This window comes from Pseudomonas tolaasii NCPPB 2192, assembly GCF_002813445.1.
Taxonomy (GTDB): Bacteria; Pseudomonadota; Gammaproteobacteria; order Pseudomonadales; family Pseudomonadaceae; genus Aquipseudomonas; species Aquipseudomonas tolaasii.
The window spans coordinates 1338896-1358411 of the sequence record NZ_PHHD01000001.1; the positions used below are offsets into that span (position 1 = coordinate 1338896).

Consider the following 19516-nt stretch of genomic DNA (forward strand, 5'->3'; position numbering starts at 1 on the left):
AGAACCACCGAGGACTAGCCGTAACGACCGGTAATGTAGTCTTCGGTCTGTTTTTTGGCCGGGTTGGTGAACAGGGTGTCGGTGTCCCCGAACTCAACCAGTTTGCCCATGTACATGAACGCGGTGTAGTCGGAAACCCGCGCCGCCTGTTGCATGTTGTGGGTCACGATAACGATGGTGAACTTGGATTTGAGCTCGTAGATCAGCTCTTCGACCTTCAGCGTCGAGATCGGGTCGAGTGCCGAGCACGGTTCGTCGAGCAGCAACACTTCCGGCTCCACGGCGATGGTCCGCGCGATCACCAGACGCTGCTGCTGGCCGCCGGACAGGCCGAGCGCCGAATCGTGCAGGCGGTCCTTGACCTCGTCCCACAGCGCTGCGCCTTTCAACGCCCACTCAACGGCTTCGTCGAGGATGCGCTTTTTGTTGATGCCCTGGATGCGCAGGCCGTAGACCACGTTTTCGTAGATGGTCTTGGGGAACGGGTTTGGCTTCTGGAACACCATGCCCACACGGCGACGCAGCTCGGCCACGTCTTCGCCCTTGCGGTAGATGTTGCTGCCGTAGAGGTTGATCGCGCCTTCGACGCGGCAGCCGTCCACCAGGTCGTTCATGCGGTTGAAGGTACGCAGCAGCGTGGACTTGCCGCAGCCGGACGGGCCGATAAAGGCGGTCACGCGCTGCTTGGGAATGTTCATGCTGACGTCGAACAGCGCCTGCTTTTCACCGTAGTACAGGCTCAGGCCCGGCACTTCGATGGCCACGGTTTCCTGGGCCAGGCTCAGGCTCTGCTTGTCGCGACCCAGGGCCGACATGTTGATGCCGTGGGAATGGGTTTCGTGTTGCATGGGATGCTCCCTGTGCTACCAATTCGTTTCGTTGAACCGCCGGGGCGGTCTACTCAAAAATCTGTGCCTTGTGCCGGCCCTTGTGGGAGCTGGCTTCTGTGGGAGCCGGGCTTGCCCGCGATACAGGCGCCTCGGTTTTTCAGTCGCACCGAGGTGAAGCTATCGCAGGCAAGCCAGCTCCCACAGAAGCCAGCTCCCACAGGGAATCGCATTAACTGTCCAACGCTTTGTATTTCTCGCGCAGGTGGTTACGAATCCACACCGCCGACAGGTTGAGCGTGGCAATCACCAGCACCAGCAGCAAGGCGGTGGCGTACACCAGTGGCCGTGCGGCTTCAACGTTCGGGCTCTGGAAGCCGACGTCATAAATATGGAAGCCCAGGTGCATGATCTTCTGGTCCAGGTGCAGGTACGGGTAGTTACCATCCAGCGGCAGCGACGGCGCCAGTTTCACCACACCCACCAGCATCAGCGGTGCCACTTCGCCGGCGGCGCGGGCCACGGCGAGGATCATGCCGGTCATCATCGCCGGGCTGGCCATCGGCAGCACGATCTTCCACAGCGTTTCCGCCTTGGTCGCGCCGAGTGCCAGGGAACCTTCACGCACGGTGCGAGGAATCCGCGCCAGGCCTTCTTCGGTCGCCACGATCACCACCGGCACCGCCAGCAGCGCCAGGGTCAACGAGGCCCACAGCAGGCCCGGCGTACCGAAGGTCGGAGCCGGCAGGGCTTCGGCGAAGAACAGACGGTCAACCGAGCCACCCAATACATACACGAAGAAGCCCAGGCCAAACACGCCATAAACGATGGCCGGCACGCCCGCCAGGTTGTTCACGGCAATACGGATCACACGGGTCAGGGTGTTCTGCTTGGCGTATTCACGCAGGTACACCGCCGCCAGCACGCCGAACGGGGTCACGATCATCGCCATGATCAGGGTCATCATCACGGTGCCGAAGATGGCCGGGAAAATCCCGCCTTCGGTGTTGGCTTCCCGCGGGTCATCGCTGAGGAATTCCCAGACCTTGCTGAAGTAGAAACCGATCTTGGTCATCGTGCCCATGGCGTTCGGCTGGTAAGCGTGCACCACTTTGCCGATGCCGATTTCCACTTCCTTGCCGTTGCCGTCGCGGGCTGTCAGCGCATCGCGGTTGAACTGGGTGTGCAGGTCCGCCAGGCGCGCTTCGATGTCCTGGTAGCGGGCATTCAGCTCGGCGCGGTCGGCATCCATGTCAGCCTGGGCGGCGGCATCAAGCTTGCCTTCGAGCTCCAGCTTGCGGCCGTGCAAACGAATGCGCTCCAACCCGGCGTTGATCGCACCGATGTCGGTTTTTTCCAGGCTCTTGAGCTGGGCCGCCAGTTTGTTCACGCGGTCGACACGCGCCTGCAGCTCCGGCCACGCGGCTTCGCCTTCGGCGATGACCTTGCCATCCTGCTTGACGTTGACCAGGGTGCCGTAGAAATTGCCCCACTCACGACGCTCGATCGCCATCAGCTCGACCGGTTTGGTCTGGTCCTTCAACCATTCGCCGACGATCCAGGTGAAGTCGTTGCCATTCAAGTCACGGTTGCCGACCTTGATCAGCTCGCGGGTCATGAATTCCGGGCCTTGGTCCGGTACGGGCAGGCCAGCGCTTTTCAGGCGCTCGCGCGGCACTTCTTCCTTCTGCACCACTTCGCCGATGACGATATGGTTTTCCTGGCCAGGCACGCTGTAGTTGGCCTGGATCAGGTCGGCCGGCCAGAAGTGGCCCAGGCCACGCACGGCAATCACCGCCAGCAAACCAATGGTCATGATGACCGCGATGGACACCGCGCCACCACTGATCCAGACGCCGGGGGCGCCGCTCTTGAACCATCCATTCAGGGAGTTCTGTTTCACAGACTTCTACCTTTCTTAAAGCGACGAGTATTTCTTGCGCAGACGCTGACGGATCAGCTCGGCGAGGGTGTTCATGATGAAGGTGAACAACAGCAGCACCAGCGCCGAGAGGAACAGCACGCGGTAGTGACTGCCGCCCACTTCCGACTCCGGCATCTCGACCGCCACGTTGGCCGCCAGGGTGCGCAGGCCTTCGAACAGGTTCATCTCCATCACCGGGGTGTTACCGGTGGCCATCAGCACGATCATGGTCTCGCCGACGGCGCGGCCCATGCCGATCATCAGCGCCGAGAAAATGCCCGGGCTGGCGGTCAGGATCACCACACGCGTCATGGTCTGCCATGGGGTGGCGCCCAGGGCCAGCGAGCCCAGGGTCAGGCCGCGTGGCACGCTGAACACGGCGTCTTCAGCGATGGAGTAGATGTTCGGGATCACCGCAAAACCCATGGCCAGGCCGACCACCAGTGCGTTGCGCTGGTCGTAGGTGATGCCCAGGTCGTGGGAGATCCACATGCGCATGTCGCCGCCGAAGAACCAGGTTTCCAGGTACGGGCTCATGTACAGCGAGAGCCAGCCCACAAACAGGATCACCGGGATCAGGATCGCGCTTTCCCAGCCATCGGGAACCCGCAGGCGCAGGGACTCAGGCAAGCGGCTGAAGATGAAACCGGCCACCAGGATGCCAATCGGCAACAACATCAACAGGCTGAAAATCCCCGGCAGATGCCCTTCCACATACGGCGCGAGGAACAGGCCGGCGAAGAAGCCGAGGATCACCGTCGGCATTGCTTCCATCAATTCGATCACCGGCTTGACCTTGCGGCGCAGGCTTGGGGCCATGAAGTAAGCGGTGTAGATCGCAGCGGCAACCGCCAGCGGTGCAGCCAGCAGCATGGCGTAGAACGCGGCCTTCAAGGTGCCGAAGGTCAGCGGGGCCAGGCTCATTTTGGGTTCGAAGTCGGTGTTGGCCGCAGTCGACTGCCAGACGTATTTAGGCTCGTCGTAGTTTTCGTACCAGACCTTGCTCCACAACGCGCTCCACGACACTTCCGGGTGCGGGTTGTCCAGCTCCAGCGGTTGCAGCTTGCCGCCGGCTTCCACGATCACGCGGTTGGCCCGTGGCGACATGCCGAAAATGCCCTGGCCATCGACCACCGGGTCAACCAGCAAAGTACGGTGCGCGGTGCTGTGGAACACGCCGAACTTGCCGGAGGCGTCGAGGGCGGTGAAGCCTTTGCGACGTTCTTCAGCGGTGATCTCAACGATTGGCGTGGTGCCCATCTGAAAGGTGCGGATTTGCTTCAGACGCTGCTCGCCATCCGGGTCGCGAGCCATGAACCACTGGGCCAAACCACCTTTGGAGTTACCGACGATCAGCGAGATACCGCCCACCAGTTGGGTGCTGGCGGTGATTTCGGAAGCGCCGTCTTCAAGCAGTTTGTAGCGACCGTTGAGGCTCTTGTCACGCAGGCTGAACACGTCCGCAAGAGCGCGGCCGTTGATCACGTAGAGCCACTGTTGGCGCGGGTCGATGAAGATCGCCTTCACCGGCTCGGTCATTTGCGGCAGCTCGATACGCTTCTGCTCGCTGGTGACTTCGCCGGTCATCATGTTTTCTTCGCGGCTCAGGCTCAGCACGTTCAAGTGCGAACCGGCAGAACCCGCTACCACCAGCGAGGAGTCGGTGGCGTTGAGGGCGACGTGTTCCAGCGGGCGACCGGCGTCATCCAGCACGATCGGGGTTTCGCCGTAAGGGTATTCCACGGCAGGGGTAATGGTTTTCTTGCCGTCCGGGTACGACACCTTATAGGTGTGGCGGAACACCAGGGACTGGCCATTCGACAACCCAAGAATCACCAGCGGGCTGCCCGGCTGGTCTTCACCAATGGAAGCAACGCTTGCACCGGCCGGAAGCGGCAGGTCGACACGCTTGAGCTCGGCGCCGGTATCCACATTAAAGAACAGTGCCTGGCCCTTGTCGGAAACCCGCATGGCGACCTGGTTCTGTTCTTCGAGGGAGATCATCAACGGCTTGCCGGCGTCCTGGATCCACGCGGGGCTCAGGGCCTCTTGCCTGGTCAGGGATGCACCCTGAAACAGTGGCGCAACAACATAAGCCAGGAAGAAGAAGATCAACGTGATGGCGCCGAGGACGGCGAGGCCGCCGACCAGCACGTACCAACGGGTCAGGCGATCTTTGAGCGCGCGGATTCGGCGCTTGCGTTGCAGCTCAGGCGTATTGAAATCAATGCGCTTGGGAGGAGAAGACGTCGTCATGGTGGAATTGGCCAGATCATTCATGCGCACACCCTAGCGATCCTGTATGACAGAAAGATGACAATGCAGTGACGCAACAAAGCCGCCGCGTAGCAGAGCTGGCAGCGGACTAAAAATTAGGAGGTGTAGACGGCTAGTGTGGGAGCGGGCTTGCCCGCGATGGCATCAATACGGTTTCAGTTCTACACCGTGTCGCCAGCATCGCGGGCAAGCCCGCTCCCACCGAAAAGCATGCATCTACACCAGGTATCGCAGGCTTAGTTGCCTTCTTTCAGACCCAGGTCAGCCAGTGCCTTGGCGGCAACTTTGGCTGGCAGCGGGATGTAGCCGTCCTTGACGACAACTTCCTGGCCCTGTTTGGACAGAACCAGTTTCACGAACTCGGCTTCCAGCGGGGCCAGAGGCTTGTTCGGGGCTTTGTTCACGTACACGTACAGGAAGCGCGACAGTGGGTACTTGCCGTTCAGGGCGTTCTCTTCGCTGTCTTCGATGAAGTCAGTGCTGCCCTTTTTAGCCAGAGCAACGGTCTTCACGCTGGCCGTTTTGTAGCCGATGCCCGAGTAACCGATGCCGTTCAGCGAGGAGCTGATCGACTGCACAACCGAAGCCGAGCCGGGTTGTTCGTTCACGTTGGCTTTGTAGTCGCCTTTGCACAGGGCTTCTTCTTTGAAGTAGCCGTAGGTGCCGGATACCGAGTTACGACCGAACAGCTGAACCGGCTTGTTGGCCAGGTCGCCGGTCACGCCCAGATCACCCCAGGTTTTCACGTCGGCTTTGGCGCCGCACAGACGCGTCGAGGAGAAAATCGCGTCGACTTGTTCCATGGTCAGGTGCTGGATCGGGTTGTCTTTGTGTACGAAGACAGCCAGGGCGTCCACGGCAACCGGGATTGCGGTTGGCTTGTAGCCGTACTTCTGCTCGAAGGCAGCCAGTTCGGTGTCCTTCATCTTGCGGCTCATCGGGCCCAGGTTGGAGGTGCCTTCAGTCAGCGCAGGAGGTGCAGTGGCGGAGCCGGCAGCCTGAATCTGGATGTTGACGTTCGGGTATTCCTTTTTGTAGGACTCAGCCCACAGGGTCATCAGGTTAGCCAGGGTGTCGGAACCAACGCTGGACAGGTTGCCCGATACACCGGTGGTCTTGGCGTAAGCCGGAATAGCCGGGTCAACACCAGCGGCCACCGCGTGGGCGGTCGCAACGCCAGCAGCGACAAACGTCATTGCCGCCATCAAACGCTTCAGTTTCATGCCTTGCTCCTAGCAGATAGGGATAGTTGGATCGGGGCCAAGTATCGGTAGGCCGTGTGAACACTCTATGTCTGGAATGTGACAATTAGATGAAAGGCCAGTATTTGTGAAAAACCTGACAGGAAGGGGGAAAGTCAATAAAACCGGGGCTTGCGAGGGGGTTGAGGCGCTTGAAGCGGTGTTTCAGAAATACTCTGTAATCTATGCCCATTCCTACATCGCTGTGTAGGAACGATCGTTCCCACGCTCCTGCGTGGGAATGCATCCCGTGACGCTCTGCGTCACTCTTACTCATGGACGCGGAGCGTCCCAGGCGGCGTTCCCACGCAGAGCGTGGGAACGATCACTTAGCGTGCGCGTTTCCACAGGTAGGCGCCCACCAGCGTCCCCATCACACACAGCACGGCGACATAATAAGCAGGCCCCATCGGGCTTTCCTTCATCAGCAGCGACACCGCCAACGGCGTCAAACCGCCAAACACCGCGTAGGCAACGTTGTAGGAGAACGACAACCCGCTGAAGCGCACCACCGGCGGGAAGGCTTTGACCATCACGTAAGGCACCACGCCGATCACGCCCACAAACAGGCCGGTGAGGGTGTACAGCGGGAACAGCCAGCTCGGGTGGTCAAGCAGGCTGTGGTAGAGCGTCCACGACGTCGCCAGCAGCAACAGGCAACCGATGACCAGCACGCGGCCGGCGCCAAAACGGTCAGCCAGTGCGCCGGAGGCGATGCAGCCCAGGCTCAGGGTGACGATCGCCAGGCTGTTGGCCTGCAGCGAAACGGTCGGGCTGAAGTGGTAGATGGTCTGCAGGACGGTCGGCGTCATCAGGATGACCACCACCACGCCGGCCGACAGCAGCCAGGTCAGCAGCATCGACAGCACAATGGCGCCGCGATGGTCGCGCAACACGGCGCGCAACGGCAACTCGGCCGCCAGCGCTTTGCGTTGCTGCATCTCGGCGAAGATCGGCGTTTCATGCAGCCAGCGACGCAAGTACACCGACAGTAAACCGAACACCCCGCCCAGCAGGAACGGGATGCGCCAAGCGTAATCGGAAACCTGCTCCGGGCTATAAAGGGTGTTGATGGCGGTGGCCACCAGCGAACCCAGCAGAATGCCGGCGGTGAGGCCGCTGGTCAGGGTGCCGCAGGCGTAACCGATATGGCGCGGCGGTACGTGTTCGGACACAAACACCCACGCGCCCGGCACTTCACCGCCGATCGCCGCGCCCTGGATGATGCGCATCAACAGCAGCAAGACCGGCGCCCACAGGCCGATCTGTGCGTAAGTTGGCAGCAGGCCCATGATCAAGGTCGGCACGGCCATCATGAAGATGCTCAGGGTGAACATTTTCTTGCGGCCCAGCAGGTCGCCGAAGTGCGCCATGATAATGCCGCCCAGCGGGCGCGCCAGGTAGCCGGCGGCGAAGATGCCGAAGGTCTGCATCATGCGCAGCCATTCAGGCATGTCCACGGGAAAGAACAGTTTTCCGACCACGGTGGCGAAAAACACGAAAATGATGAAGTCGTAGAATTCCAGCGCCCCGCCCAAGGCAGACAGCGACAGGGTTTTGTAGTCGTTGCGGGTCAGCGGGCGCGACGGTTGCGCACTGCTTGCGGGCACGGAGGACATGGCAAGGCTTCTCTTATTGTCAGGACGGCGAACGCGAGACCCCGGCAAGCGCCGGGGTCGGTTCGGCACGATAACAAATCGCCCGCAAAAGCACAGCGTTGCTTAACGCCCGCGTTTCCAGAGATACGCGCCAACGGCCATGCCCACCACACACACCAGCGCCACATAGTAAGCCGGGCCCATCGGGCTCTCTTTGAGCAGTAAAGACACGAACACCGGGCTCAGGCCGCCGAGCACGGCGTAGGCCAGGTTGTAGGAAAACGACAAGCCGCTGAAACGCACCGCCGCCGGGAAACCCTTGACCATCACAAAGGGCGCCGCGGCCACGGTGCCGACAAACAAACCGGTGAGGATATACAGCGGGAATAACCATTCAGGATGGCCGGCCAGGCTGGCGTACAGCGCCCAGCACGAAAGCGCCATGCCCGCGCAGCCAAACACCAGCACGCGCCCGGCGCCGATGCGGTCCGACAACCAGCCCGCCGCCACCACGCCCACGCTCAGCGCCAGAATGGCCAGGCTGTTGGCTTGCAGCGAAACTTTCGGCGGGAAGTGATACACGCCCTGCAACAAGGCCGGTGTCATCAGGATGACCACCACCACGCCGGCCGAGAGCAGCCAGGTCAGCAACATCGACAGTACGATCGACTCGCGATGTTCACGCAGCACTGCACGCAATGGCACTTCAGCCGCCAGCGCCTTGCGCTGTTGCAGCTCGGCAAACACCGGCGTTTCGTGCAGCCAGCGGCGCAGGTACACCGACAACAACCCGAACACGCCGCCCAGCAGAAACGGAATGCGCCAGGCGTAATCGGCGATCTGCTCCGGGGTGTAGGCGCTGTTGAGGCCCGTGGCAACCAATGAACCGAGCAAAATCCCCAGGTTCAGGCCTACGGTCAACACGCCCACGGCATAACCGATGCGTTTGGCCGGTACGTGCTCGGCCACAAAAATCCACGCGCCCGGCACTTCACCACCAATCGCCGCGCCCTGGATGATGCGCATCAATAGCAGCAACACCGGCGCCAGCAGGCCGACCTGTGCATAAGTCGGCAGCAAACCGATGGCCAGGGTCGGCAGCGCCATCAGGAAAATGCTCAGGCTGAACATCTTCTTGCGCCCCAGCAGGTCGCCAAAGTGCGCCATCACGATTCCACCCAATGGGCGAATCAGGTAGCCGGCGGCAAAAATGCCGAAGGTTTGCACCAGGCGCATCCATTCGGGCATGTCGGGCGGGAAAAACAGCTTGCCCACCACCGCGGCGAAAAACACGAAAATGATGAAGTCGTAGAACTCCAGGGCACTGCCCAGGGCGGACAGCGACAAGGTTTTGTAGTCGCTGCGGGTCAGCGAGCGCGTCAGGGGCGCGGTGGTCATGGGCAGGCTACTCATTAAGGCCGGTACTGACGGGTACAACACCCGTGGGCGGGAAAATATTCCACGCCATGAGCACAGTTAGCGGAAAAAGCCGCGATACAGCCGCGATTTGCCGACCAAATGAGCCGCAGGAGGTCGTCGCGGCGCCAGCGTCCCGATATACTCGGCCCTTGCAAGCGCCAAACCCGCTGTCTTGAGGGGCTGCTGTGCCAAAACGCCGTTGGGTGCCGCCCAGCCGGTTTGGCAGAGTTTCCCTTTAGTACGCCTTACGAGAAACGCATCACGCGGTGTATGTTGGTGCTGAAACGTTTTTCCAGAAGACGGCTATCCACTTGTAATACCCATGAAGCGTTACGGGTCAGAGGCACCCTCGGCATGATCGAACTCGAACAAGAAGATCCTATCCCGCAAGGCGACCTCGCCCTGCAAATCACCGCGCTTCCGCGTGAAACCAATGGTTTTGGCGACATCTTCGGCGGCTGGCTGGTCGCGCAGATGGACCTCGCCGGCACCGCCATGGCCAGCAAGGTTGCGGGCGGACGCGTGGCCACGGTGGCGATTGATCGCATGGCGTTCCTGGTGCCGGTGGCCGTCGGCGCGCAGCTGTCCTTTTATACCCAGGCCCTGGAAATCGGCCGCAGCTCGATCCAGATGATGGTCGAGGTGTGGAGCGACGACCCGCTGTCCAGCGAATGGCGCAAGGTCACCGAGGCGGTGTTTGTGTTCGTCGCCATCGACGGCAGCGGTCGCACGCGTTCGGTACCGTCGCGCGCGCGTTAAACCTCGCCGGTGTTTGACGGTCAATTGCCCCATTGCCTGCCATAAAGAGTGCTTTGTATGCCTGTGCACCACGTTGAAACCGTGAAAATCGACGAGCTGGACTGCTGGCGCATCCGCCACAACGGCGCCGAACTGATGGTCGCCCAACAAGGTGCGCATATCTTCAGTTACGTGCGCGACGGCGAGCAGCCGCTGATCTGGCCGAACCCCGAGGCGGTGTTCAAAAAAGGCAAAGGCATCCGCACCGGCGTGCCGGTGTGCTGGCCGTGGTTTGGCGTATTCGACCGCAACCCGCAGAGCGTCAAGGCGATGCGTCACAGCGACCAGCCTGCCGGCGCCCATGGTTTTGTGCGTACCGCACGCTGGGAATTCACCGGAACCGAGCTTGAAGGCGAAGCACTGCGCATCGATCTGGCGTTGCCGGTGCCCGCTGGCGGCTTCCCGAACTGGCCTCATCAAGTCGATTTGAAGCTGAGCCTGTTGCTGGACGACCAACTGCACATCCGCTTGACCAGCCACAACCACGGCGCCGACACCGTGACCTTGAGCCAGGCGCTGCACACCTATTTCGCCGTTAGCGATGTGCGCAACGTGCAGGTCGAAGGGCTGGACGGCCTGGCGTATATCGATACCGCCGATGGCTGGGCCGAGAAACAGCAATCCGGCCCGCTGCACTTCACCGCCGAAACCGACCGCATTTACCTCGATACACCCGCGCAACTGAACATCGTCGATAAAGACTGGCAGCGCCGCATCCAGCTCACTGCCGAGGGTTCGAAGACCACCGTGATCTGGAACCCGTGGACCGAACGCGCCAAGGCCTTTGACGACATGGCTGACGACGGCTGGACGGGCATGCTGTGCATCGAGACGGCGAATGTGCTGGATGATGTTGTTGAGTTGGCACCCGGCCAAAGCCACACCTTGGGCGTGAGCATCACCGGTACTGCCTTGTAAACCCAATCAAAACTGTGGGAGCTGGCTTGCCTGCGATAGCAATGGTGAATTCACTACAGCTATCGCAGGCAAGCCAGCTCCCACATTGATTAGCGCTCGGCGTTAGAGATCGGACTCCTTCACTACCCGCACTTTCCCCGCATCCAGCGCATACGCTGCGTCCGCCAGGTCATTGTTGACCTTCTCCACTTTCAACGTGCCCGTTACCCATAGCGGTGTGTAGATATCATCCAGCTTCAACCCTTTCGGATAACGCACCAGCACCAATTGGTTCGGCGGCGGTGGCGGCACGTGGATGCAGGCCCCCGGGTACGGCACCAGGAAGAACAATGTGCTGCGGCCCTTGGCGTCGGTTTCCAGCGGCACGGGGTAGCCGCCGATGCGGATGTTCTTGCCGTTCATGGCGGCTACGGTCTTGGTGGAATACATCACCGCCGGCAAGCCTTTGCTTTGCTTGAGGCCACCTTTGGCGGTAAACGTGCCTTGGGCTTCAGGGGAGTTGTGGTCGATCTCGGGCATGGCTTCGAGAGCTTTCTGGTCGGAAAGCGGCATCAGGTCGAGCCAGTCGGTTTCCGGCAATTCGCCAGCGTGTGCAAGGCCTGAGCCCAGCAAAAGAAGAGTCAACAGAAGACGGCGCATGAAGAAGCTCGGCAAGTACAGGTGGCGAGCATTCTAGCCCTCTGCGCCTGCGCAGCGCAGAGGGCTTTGTCGCTTAGATCATTTCTTTTTGATCAGGCCGTAGATCACCAGCAGCACGATGGCACCGATCAGCGCGCCGATAAAGCCTGCGCCCTGGCCCGCCTGGTAGATGCCCAGCGCCTGACCACCGTAAGTGGCGACCAGGGAACCGGCGATACCCAGCAGGATGGTCATGATCCAGCCCATGCTGTCGTCGCCTGGCTTGAGGAAACGCGCGAGCAGACCGACGATCAGGCCGATAAAGATGGTTCCGATGATACCCATGGCATTTCCCTCTGAATGAAGTGAACTATGCCAAAGCCTAGTCAGGCTTTGGCATCCTGCAATCAGAGGACGACGGTGACCGAATGGTTCCCGTCGGACTTGGCTTATTGCTCGGCGATCAGCGCTTCAACCTTGAGGATCTGCGCCTGCAGCGTCTCGCGGTCCTTGCAGCGCAGGTTAGCGTGGCCGACCTTCCGCCCGGCCTTGAAGGCCTTGCCGTAGTGATGCAGGTGGCAGTCGTCGATGGCGATGACTTTCTCCACCGCAGGCACGGTGCCGATGAAGTTGAGCATGGCGCTCTCGCCCACCTTGGCCGTGGAGCCCAGCGGCAAGCCCGCTACCGCCCGCAGGTGGTTTTCGAACTGGCTGCACTCGGCGCCTTCGGTGGTCCAGTGCCCGGAGTTGTGCACGCGCGGGGCGATTTCGTTGGCCTTGAGGCCGCCGTCGACTTCAAAGAACTCGAACGCCATCACGCCCACGTAATCCAGCTGCTTGAGCACACGGCTGGAATAGTCTTCGGCCAGCGCTTGCAACGGGTGGTCGGTGCTGGCCACCGACAGCTTGAGGATGCCGCTGTCGTGGGTGTTGTGCACCAACGGGTAGAAGCGGGTTTCGCCATCACGGGCACGCACGGCGATCAGCGAGACTTCACCGGTGAACGGCACGAAGCCTTCCAGCAGGCAGGCCACGCTGCCCAGTTCGGCGAACGTGCCAACCACGTCGGCGGCGGTGCGCAGGACTTTCTGGCCCTTGCCGTCGTAACCCAGAGTGCGGGTTTTCAACACGGCCGGCAGGCCGATACTGGCGACTGCCGCGTCCAGGTCTGCCTGGGACTGGATATCGGCGAAGGCCGGGGTCGGAATGCCCAGGTCCTTGAACATGCTTTTCTCGAACCAGCGGTCGCGGGCGATGCGCAGCGCTTCAGCGCTTGGGTACACCGGCACGAACTGCGACAGGAAGGCCACGGTTTCTGCGGGGACGCTTTCGAACTCGAAGGTCACCAGGTCAACTTCGTCGGCCAGTTGGCGCAGGTGGTCCGGGTCGCTGTAGTCAGCACGCAGGTGTTCACCCAATGCGGCCGCACAGGCATCCGGCGCGGGGTCCAGGAAAGCGAAGTTCATGCCCAGCGGCGTACCCGCCAGGGCCAGCATGCGACCCAGTTGGCCGCCACCGATTACACCGATTTTCATCAATCAACAACCTCAGGCGATACGTGGGTCTGGATTGTCCAGCACGCTGTCAGTCTGCTCGGCACGGAATTTTTTCAGCGCCGCGTGGAACTGCGGGTGCCTGGCGCCCAGGATGCTGGCGGACAGCAACGCTGCGTTGATCGCACCGGCCTTGCCGATTGCCAGGGTGGCCACCGGAATACCGGCCGGCATCTGCACGATGGACAACAGCGAATCCACGCCCGAGAGCATTGACGACTGCACCGGCACGCCGAGCACCGGCAGGTGGGTCTTGGCCGCACACATGCCTGGCAGGTGCGCCGCACCGCCGGCACCGGCGATGATCACCTCGATGCCACGGGATTCTGCTTCATCGGCATACTGGAACAGCAAATCCGGGGTGCGGTGGGCGGAGACCACTTTCACTTCATACGGAATGCCGAGTTTTTCCAGCATATCGGCGGTGTGGCTAAGGGTGGACCAATCGGACTTGGAGCCCATGATCACGCCAACCAATGCACTCATCGTCGTGCCTCTTCTCTCTGGGCGCCCGCAGGCGCGTCAAAAAACAACAAGCCACGCGGGAAATCCAGCGTGGCTTGTTGTACGAAATATGGCCGGTTGGACCGGCCGAAGGCCGCGCAGTATACCGCAATAATCGAGATAAACAGCCCCTTGGATGACCATCTGTCTTGCCGGCCAAAGTGGCGGTTTTATTGACTTCGGAGTCAGCCAAACCACTGCGAATTCACGATGGGAACTGGGTCACCGTGGGAGCTGGCTTGCCTGCGATAGCATCACCTCAAACGGCTTGATGTACCGAGGTGTCTGCATCGCAGGCAAGCCAGCTCCCACATTTGATCTTCATCGCTTTCAGGCGCTTTGTGCAGCCCCACCTTCCAGCTTGCGCCACAACAACCGCACATTCGCCTTGCGCACCAATGCGCAGCGGTACAGGCGAATCTCCAGCGGCACATGCCACTGCGGGCCGCCGCACACCACCAATTCGCCGCGCGCCAATTCGGCACGCACGCTCAGTTGCGGCACCCAGGCGATGCCCAACCCCTCCAAAGCCATGCTCTTGAGGCTGTCGGCCATGGCGGTTTCGTACACCGTGGTAAAGCGCAACGCACGCTGACGCAGCAGCAAATGCACCGAACGCCCAAGAAACGCACCGGCACTGTAGGCCAGCAACGGCACACTGCCCTCGCCCTCCAGGTCGAACAACGGCTTGCCCTCGGCATCGGCCGCACACACCGGAAGCATTTCGGTGTTGCCCAGGTGCAGCGAGGGGAAAATCTCGGCATCCATCTGCATCGCTGCGTCCGGGTCGTAGAACGCCAGCATCAGGTCGCAACCGCCTTCGCGCAGGGCGTGCACGGCGTCGCCGACGTTGGTGGCGACCAGCCGCGTGGCAATGTTCAGACCTTCGTTGCGCAATTGCGCGATCCAGCGCGGGAAAAAGCCCAGCGCCAGCGAGTGAGCCGCCGCCACCTGCATGACCTCGCCCTGCCCGCCTTCCAGATGATGCAAATGGCGCAGCACTTCACCGAGCTGTTCGACCACAGTACGCGCCGTGACCAGAAACAACTGCCCCGCCGCCGTCAGCTCGACCGGCGTGCGCGAGCGGTTGACCAGCGTCAGCCCCAACGCTGCCTCCAGGCTGCGGATACGGCGGCTGAAAGCCGGCTGGGTCACAAACCGCCGTTCTGCCGCCTGGGAAAAACTGCGGGTTGCCGCCAGGGCGCTGAAGTCTTCCAGCCATTTGCTCTCAAGGTTCATCACTTCCTCCCACGGGTACGCACCATTTTGGCACACACGCCCGTCATGATAACCGGGTCACAGCCACATTATGCCGTTTGTGCATAGGTCAGCGCTTAACAGCATTGGCCCAAAAACTTCTACAAGCCTAGCATTCGCAGCGTTCCGGCCTGTTCCGGGTCCCTATCGAGATGATTTCCGTCATGTCCTCCGCTGCATCATTCCGTACCGAAAAAGACCTGCTTGGCGTACTCGACGTACCTGCCCAAGCGTATTACGGCATCCAGACCCTGCGAGCGGTGAACAACTTCCGCCTCTCGGGCGTTCCGATTTCGCATTACCCGAAATTGGTGGTCGGTCTGGCGATGGTCAAGCAAGCGGCGGCTGACGCCAACCGCGAGCTGGGTCAGCTCAGCGAAGCCAAGCACGCTGCCATCAGCGAAGCTTGTGCCCGTCTGATCCGCGGCGACTTCCACGAAGAGTTCGTGGTGGACATGATTCAAGGCGGCGCCGGCACTTCAACCAACATGAATGCCAACGAAGTCATCGCCAACATCGCGTTGGAGGCCATGGGCCACAACAAGGGCGAATACCAGTACCTGCACCCCAACAACGACGTGAACATGGCGCAGTCGACCAACGACGCCTACCCGACCGCGATCCGCCTGGGTCTGCTGCTGGGCCATGACGCGCTGCTGGCCAGCCTCGACAGCCTGATTCAGGCGTTCGCCGCCAAGGGTGAAGAGTTCGCCCACGTCCTGAAAATGGGCCGCACCCAACTGCAAGACGCTGTGCCGATGACCCTCGGCCAGGAATTCCGCGCCTTCGCCACCACCCTCGGTGAAGACCTGGCCCGCCTGAAAACCCTGGCGCCGGAACTGCTGACCGAAGTGAACCTGGGCGGCACCGCCATCGGTACCGGCATCAACGCCGACCCGCGCTACCAGGCCCTGGCCGTGCAGCGCCTGGCCCTGATCAGCGGCCAGCCGCTGGTTCCGGCTGCCGACCTGATCGAAGCCACCTCCGACATGGGCGCCTTCGTGCTGTTCTCCGGCATGCTCAAGCGCACCGCGGTGAAGCTGTCGAAGATCTGCAACGACCTGCGCCTGCTGTCCAGCGGCCCGCGTACCGGCATCAACGAGATCAACCTGCCGGCACGCCAGCCCGGCAGTTCGATCATGCCCGGCAAGGTCAACCCGGTGATCCCGGAAGCCGTGAACCAGGTTGCGTTCCAGGTCATCGGCAACGATTTGGCCCTGACCATGGCAGCCGAAGGCGGCCAACTGCAACTGAACGTGATGGAGCCGCTGATCGCCTTCAAGATCTTCGACTCGATCCGCCTGCTGCAACGCGCCATGGACATGCTGCGCGAGCACTGCATCGTCGGCATCACCGCCAACGAAGCCCGCTGCCGCGAGTTGGTGGAGCACTCCATCGGCCTGGTCACCGCGCTGAACCCGTACATCGGCTATGAAAACGCCACCCGCATTGCGCGTATCGCCCTTGAAAGCGGCCGCGGCGTGCTGGAACTGGTGCGCGAAGAAGGCTTGCTCGACGACGCCATGCTCGACGACATCCTGCGCCCCGAAAACATGATTGCCCCACGTCTGGTCCCGCTGAAGGCCTGATGTTTGCTGCACCGCTCACCAGGTTGAGGGACTAGACACCTCTCACCTTTTGAGGGCCTGAAGGCTCGTTCTTCAGGCCCTTTTTTTTGCCTGAAACACGCTCGACCGAACACCGCAAACCCTGTGGGAGCCGGGCTTGCCCGCGATGTCGCCGGGTCAGTTGGCAGCACTGTCGCCTGACACACCGCCATCGCGGGCAAGCCCGGCTCCCACAGTAAACGGGTGCAACCAGAAAGATTTTGGTGAAACCTTTAATCAGCCCGGGCAGACGGATCACGCTTGCCTAGGTATAGTGCCGCCCCTCTTCGCGTGTGCGGCCGTCGGTAACGAGGCCCTGATACAGCGCGAAACCGCATGAATAACAACACCCGCAAAAGGATTGGGGTCGAAGCGTCGTGCACTGCCTGGTGCTAAACGGTGCGTCGGACCGTCCTGCGTTTGCCATTAAAAAAATCAGCGAGGAACACTCCATGCTCGAAGTCATCAACGACTTCCTATCAGGGAAAGTCCTGATCGTGCTCATTGTCGGGCTCGGCGGTTATTTCACGATCCGTTCGCGTTTCGTTCAACTGCGTCACTTTTTCCACATGTTTTCGGTGTTTCGCGACAGCCTGAAAAACAGCTCCGACCAGCTCAGCTCGTTCCAGGCGCTGATGCTCAGCCTGGCCGGCCGTGTGGGTGCCGGCAACATCGCCGGTGTCGGCATCGCCGTGACCCTGGGTGGCCCGGGCGCCGTGTTCTGGATGTGGGTCACCGCGTTGGTGGGCATGTCGTCGAGCTTCATCGAGTGCTCCCTCGGCCAGCTGTACAAGCGCACTGACGCTGAAGGCACCTTCCGTGGCGGCCCGGCCTACTACATCCAGCACGGTCTGCAGAAACGCTGGCTGGGTATGGTCATCGCGTTCCTGTTGCTGGTGACCTTCGGTTTCGCCTTCAACGGCCTGCAAGCCCACGCCGTGACCCACTCGCTCAACAGCGCCTTTGGCCTGGACACCACCTACACCGGCCTGGTCCTGGCGGTATTGCTGGGCATGGTGTTCATCGGCGGAATCAAGCGCATCGCTTCGATTGCCGACCTGCTGGTGCCGGTCAAAACCCTGATCTACATCGCCGTGACCCTCTACGTGATCGTGCTGCAATTCGACCACGTACCGGCCATGCTCGCGACCATCGTCAAGAGCGCTTTCGGCCTCGATCAGGCCTTCGGTGGCCTGGTGGGCAGCGCGATCATCATGGGTGTGAAGCGCGGCGTGTTCGCCAACGAAGCCGGTTTGGGCAGTGCGCCTAACGTGGCGGCGGTGGCTTCCGTGGAACACCCGATCGCCCAAGGCGTGGTTCAGGCGTTCAGCGTGTTCCTCGACACGTTCGTGATCTGCACCTGCACCGCGCTGCTGATCCTGCTCTCGGGCTTCTACACCCCGGGCTTTGAAGGCGACGGCATTGCCCTGACCCAGAACTCACTGGCAGCCGTGGTCGGCGACTGGGGCCGCATGTTCATCTCCGTGGCCCTGGCGTTGTTCGTGTTCACGTCGATCATGTACAACTACTACCTGGGCGAGAGCAACCTGCGCTTTTTGGTCGGCAACAACCGCAAGATGCTGATGGCCTATCGCGCCGTGGTACTGGCGCTGATTTTCTGGGGCTCGATCGAAAACCTGAGCACCGTGTTTGCCTTCGCCGATATCACCATGACCATGCTCGCGTTCGTCAACCTGTTCGCCCTGGCGTTCCTGTTCAAGATCGCCATGCGCATCCTGAACGACTACGACAACCAGCGCGCGGCAGGCATCAAGACGCCGGTGTTCGACTCCAGCCAGTTCGCTGACCTGGACCTGGACCTCAAGGCCTGGCCGGCCAACCCGGTGAAACCGGACGCAGCTCCGTCGGCTGAACTGAACGCTCAAGCGCAACGCTAAGCGTCGATAGATGACACGCCGCCCGGCCTTGGGCATGCTCTGGGCCCGGCGGCGTTTTTCGTTCAGGAGAATTTCAATGTCAGCATCCCACAACGTCATGGTGCTCTACACCGGCGGCACCATCGGCATGCAGGCCAGCGCCAACGGCCTGGCACCCGCATCCGGTTTCGAAGCGCGCATGCGCGAGCAGCTTGCCGACCAGCCACTGCCCGCCTGGCGTTTCCAGGAAATGGCCCCGCTGATCGACAGCGCCAACATGACCCCCGCCTATTGGCAGCGCCTGCGCATTGCCGTGATCGACGCCGTGGACCAGGGCTGCGATGGCGTGCTGATCCTGCACGGCACCGACACCCTGGCCTACAGCGCGGCGGCCATGAGCTTCCAGCTGCTGGGCCTTCCGGCGCCGGTGGTATTCACCGGCTCCATGTTGCCCGCCGGCGTGCCCGACAGCGATGCCTGGGAAAACGTCAGCGGTGCCTTGCAGGCTTTGGGCGCGGGCCTGGTGCCGGGTGTGCACCTGCATTTCCACGGCGCGATGATCGCTCCGACTCGCTGCGCGAAAATCCGCAGCTTCGGCCGCAACCCGTTTGCGGCGCTGAACCGTCAGGGTGGCGTTGCCCGAGCCGAGTCCATCCCCCAGGCCCTGGACTATCGCCAACCCAAAGCCCTGGCCAATGTCGGCGTCTTGCCGCTGGTGCCGGGTATCCATGCGGCGCAGCTGGACGCGCTGATCGACAGCGGCATTCAGGCGTTGATCCTCGAATGCTTCGGCAGCGGCACCGGGCCGAGCGACAACCCCGCGTTCCTCGCCAGCCTGCAGCGCGCGCGGGATCTCGGGATTGTGGTGGTAGCGATCACCCAATGCCATGAAGGCGGTGTGGAACTGGACGTCTACGAAGCCGGTAGCCGCCTGCGCGGTGTCGGCGTGTTGTCCGGCGGCGGCATGACCCGCGAAGCGGCATTCGGCAAGCTCAATGCGCTGCTCGGCGCCGGGCTCGACACCCAGGCAGTGCGCCGCCTGGTAGAACTGGACCTGTGCGGCGAACTGCGTTGAATACTCGCCTTACATAAGCACCA

At 61.6% G+C, this 19516-nt stretch carries 16 protein-coding genes; 5 read left to right on the top strand and 11 right to left on the bottom strand.

Going from position 1 to position 19516, the window contains the following annotated elements; translation table 11 throughout:
* Nucleotides 1-14: 14 nt before the first annotated feature.
* The 6 genes from pstB to ATI14_RS06330 all read right to left on the bottom strand — a co-directional run bounded on the left by pstB (nt 15) and on the right by ATI14_RS06330 (nt 9265).
* Complete coding sequence (gene pstB, locus ATI14_RS06305) at nt 15-848, bottom strand: phosphate ABC transporter ATP-binding protein PstB (protein ID WP_016971675.1); 834 nt, start codon at nt 846-848, stop codon at nt 15-17.
* A 211-nt stretch (nt 849-1059) separates the two neighbouring features.
* The gene (pstA, locus tag ATI14_RS06310) at nt 1060-2730 is read right to left on the bottom strand and encodes a phosphate ABC transporter permease PstA (RefSeq protein WP_016971676.1); all 1671 of its coding nucleotides are present in this window, start codon (nt 2728-2730) and stop codon (nt 1060-1062) included.
* Nucleotides 2731-2745: 15 nt separating this feature from the next.
* Nucleotides 2746-4779 (bottom strand): ABC transporter permease subunit, encoded by a 2034-nt coding sequence (locus ATI14_RS06315; RefSeq protein WP_177005750.1) that lies wholly within the window; start codon nt 4777-4779, stop codon nt 2746-2748.
* A 485-nt stretch (nt 4780-5264) separates the two neighbouring features.
* Nucleotides 5265-6251 (bottom strand): phosphate ABC transporter substrate-binding protein PstS, encoded by a 987-nt coding sequence (locus ATI14_RS06320; RefSeq protein WP_016971678.1) that lies wholly within the window; start codon nt 6249-6251, stop codon nt 5265-5267.
* Nucleotides 6252-6598: 347 nt separating this feature from the next.
* Complete coding sequence (locus ATI14_RS06325) at nt 6599-7888, bottom strand: MFS transporter (RefSeq protein WP_016971679.1); 1290 nt, start codon at nt 7886-7888, stop codon at nt 6599-6601.
* A gap of 102 nt (nt 7889-7990) precedes the next feature.
* Nucleotides 7991-9265, bottom strand: a complete 1275-nt coding sequence (locus tag ATI14_RS06330; RefSeq protein ID WP_016971680.1) for an MFS transporter — start codon at nt 9263-9265, stop codon at nt 7991-7993.
* 375 nt (nt 9266-9640) lie between these two features.
* Here ATI14_RS06330 and ATI14_RS06335 point away from each other — a divergent pair, with 375 nt between their 5' ends.
* Together ATI14_RS06335 and ATI14_RS06340 are read left to right on the top strand one after the other, a co-directional pair.
* Nucleotides 9641-10045, top strand: a complete 405-nt coding sequence (locus tag ATI14_RS06335) for an acyl-CoA thioesterase (protein ID WP_003176975.1) — start codon at nt 9641-9643, stop codon at nt 10043-10045.
* A 57-nt stretch (nt 10046-10102) separates the two neighbouring features.
* On the top strand, nt 10103-11002 hold the full coding sequence (locus ATI14_RS06340; protein WP_016971681.1) for a D-hexose-6-phosphate mutarotase: 900 nt from the start codon (nt 10103-10105) through the stop codon (nt 11000-11002).
* Nucleotides 11003-11104: 102 nt separating this feature from the next.
* Here ATI14_RS06340 and ATI14_RS06345 read toward each other — a convergent pair whose 3' ends face one another.
* The 5 genes from ATI14_RS06345 to ATI14_RS06365 all read right to left on the bottom strand — a co-directional run bounded on the left by ATI14_RS06345 (nt 11105) and on the right by ATI14_RS06365 (nt 14916).
* Nucleotides 11105-11641, bottom strand: a complete 537-nt coding sequence (locus ATI14_RS06345) for a DUF3299 domain-containing protein (protein ID WP_016971682.1) — start codon at nt 11639-11641, stop codon at nt 11105-11107.
* 78 nt (nt 11642-11719) lie between these two features.
* The gene (locus ATI14_RS06350; RefSeq protein WP_017253508.1) at nt 11720-11965 is read right to left on the bottom strand and encodes a GlsB/YeaQ/YmgE family stress response membrane protein; all 246 of its coding nucleotides are present in this window, start codon (nt 11963-11965) and stop codon (nt 11720-11722) included.
* A 104-nt stretch (nt 11966-12069) separates the two neighbouring features.
* On the bottom strand, nt 12070-13155 hold the full coding sequence (locus tag ATI14_RS06355; protein WP_016971684.1) for a 5-(carboxyamino)imidazole ribonucleotide synthase: 1086 nt from the start codon (nt 13153-13155) through the stop codon (nt 12070-12072).
* 12 nt (nt 13156-13167) lie between these two features.
* Nucleotides 13168-13659, bottom strand: coding sequence for a 5-(carboxyamino)imidazole ribonucleotide mutase (gene purE / locus ATI14_RS06360; RefSeq protein ID WP_016971685.1), 492 nt, complete (start codon nt 13657-13659; stop codon nt 13168-13170).
* Nucleotides 13660-14007: 348 nt separating this feature from the next.
* A complete protein-coding gene (locus tag ATI14_RS06365; protein ID WP_016971686.1) occupies nt 14008-14916 on the bottom strand; it encodes a LysR substrate-binding domain-containing protein in 909 nt (302 codons plus the stop codon).
* A 182-nt stretch (nt 14917-15098) separates the two neighbouring features.
* Here ATI14_RS06365 and aspA point away from each other — a divergent pair, with 182 nt between their 5' ends.
* From aspA to ATI14_RS06380, 3 genes are all read left to right on the top strand, one after another.
* Entirely contained in the window at nt 15099-16523 is a 1425-nt protein-coding gene (aspA, locus tag ATI14_RS06370; RefSeq protein ID WP_016971687.1) for an aspartate ammonia-lyase, read from the top strand.
* 470 nt (nt 16524-16993) lie between these two features.
* A complete protein-coding gene (locus ATI14_RS06375; RefSeq protein WP_016971688.1) occupies nt 16994-18439 on the top strand; it encodes an alanine/glycine:cation symporter family protein in 1446 nt (481 codons plus the stop codon).
* 76 nt (nt 18440-18515) lie between these two features.
* Nucleotides 18516-19493 carry an asparaginase gene (locus tag ATI14_RS06380; RefSeq protein WP_031319840.1) on the top strand — a complete coding sequence of 326 codons (978 nt, stop codon included), beginning with the start codon at nt 18516-18518 and terminating at the stop codon, nt 19491-19493.
* The last annotated feature ends 23 nt before the right edge of the window (nt 19494-19516 follow it).

Coding starts and splice junctions, on each gene's coding strand:
- pstB (WP_016971675.1), bottom strand. CDS start 848: ATGCAACACGAAACCCATTCCCACGGCATCAACATGTCGGCCCTGGGT.
- ATI14_RS06320 (WP_016971678.1), bottom strand. CDS start 6,251: ATGAAACTGAAGCGTTTGATGGCGGCAATGACGTTTGTCGCTGCTGGC.
- ATI14_RS06325 (WP_016971679.1), bottom strand. CDS start 7,888: ATGTCCTCCGTGCCCGCAAGCAGTGCGCAACCGTCGCGCCCGCTGACC.
- ATI14_RS06330 (WP_016971680.1), bottom strand. CDS start 9,265: ATGACCACCGCGCCCCTGACGCGCTCGCTGACCCGCAGCGACTACAAA.
- ATI14_RS06335 (WP_003176975.1), top strand. CDS start 9,641: ATGATCGAACTCGAACAAGAAGATCCTATCCCGCAAGGCGACCTCGCC.
- ATI14_RS06340 (WP_016971681.1), top strand. CDS start 10,103: ATGCCTGTGCACCACGTTGAAACCGTGAAAATCGACGAGCTGGACTGC.
- ATI14_RS06345 (WP_016971682.1), bottom strand. CDS start 11,641: ATGCGCCGTCTTCTGTTGACTCTTCTTTTGCTGGGCTCAGGCCTTGCA.
- ATI14_RS06350 (WP_017253508.1), bottom strand. CDS start 11,965: ATGGGTATCATCGGAACCATCTTTATCGGCCTGATCGTCGGTCTGCTC.
- ATI14_RS06355 (WP_016971684.1), bottom strand. CDS start 13,155: ATGAAAATCGGTGTAATCGGTGGCGGCCAACTGGGTCGCATGCTGGCC.
- purE (WP_016971685.1), bottom strand. CDS start 13,659: ATGAGTGCATTGGTTGGCGTGATCATGGGCTCCAAGTCCGATTGGTCC.
- ATI14_RS06365 (WP_016971686.1), bottom strand. CDS start 14,916: ATGAACCTTGAGAGCAAATGGCTGGAAGACTTCAGCGCCCTGGCGGCA.
- aspA (WP_016971687.1), top strand. CDS start 15,099: ATGTCCTCCGCTGCATCATTCCGTACCGAAAAAGACCTGCTTGGCGTA.
- ATI14_RS06375 (WP_016971688.1), top strand. CDS start 16,994: ATGCTCGAAGTCATCAACGACTTCCTATCAGGGAAAGTCCTGATCGTG.
- ATI14_RS06380 (WP_031319840.1), top strand. CDS start 18,516: ATGTCAGCATCCCACAACGTCATGGTGCTCTACACCGGCGGCACCATC.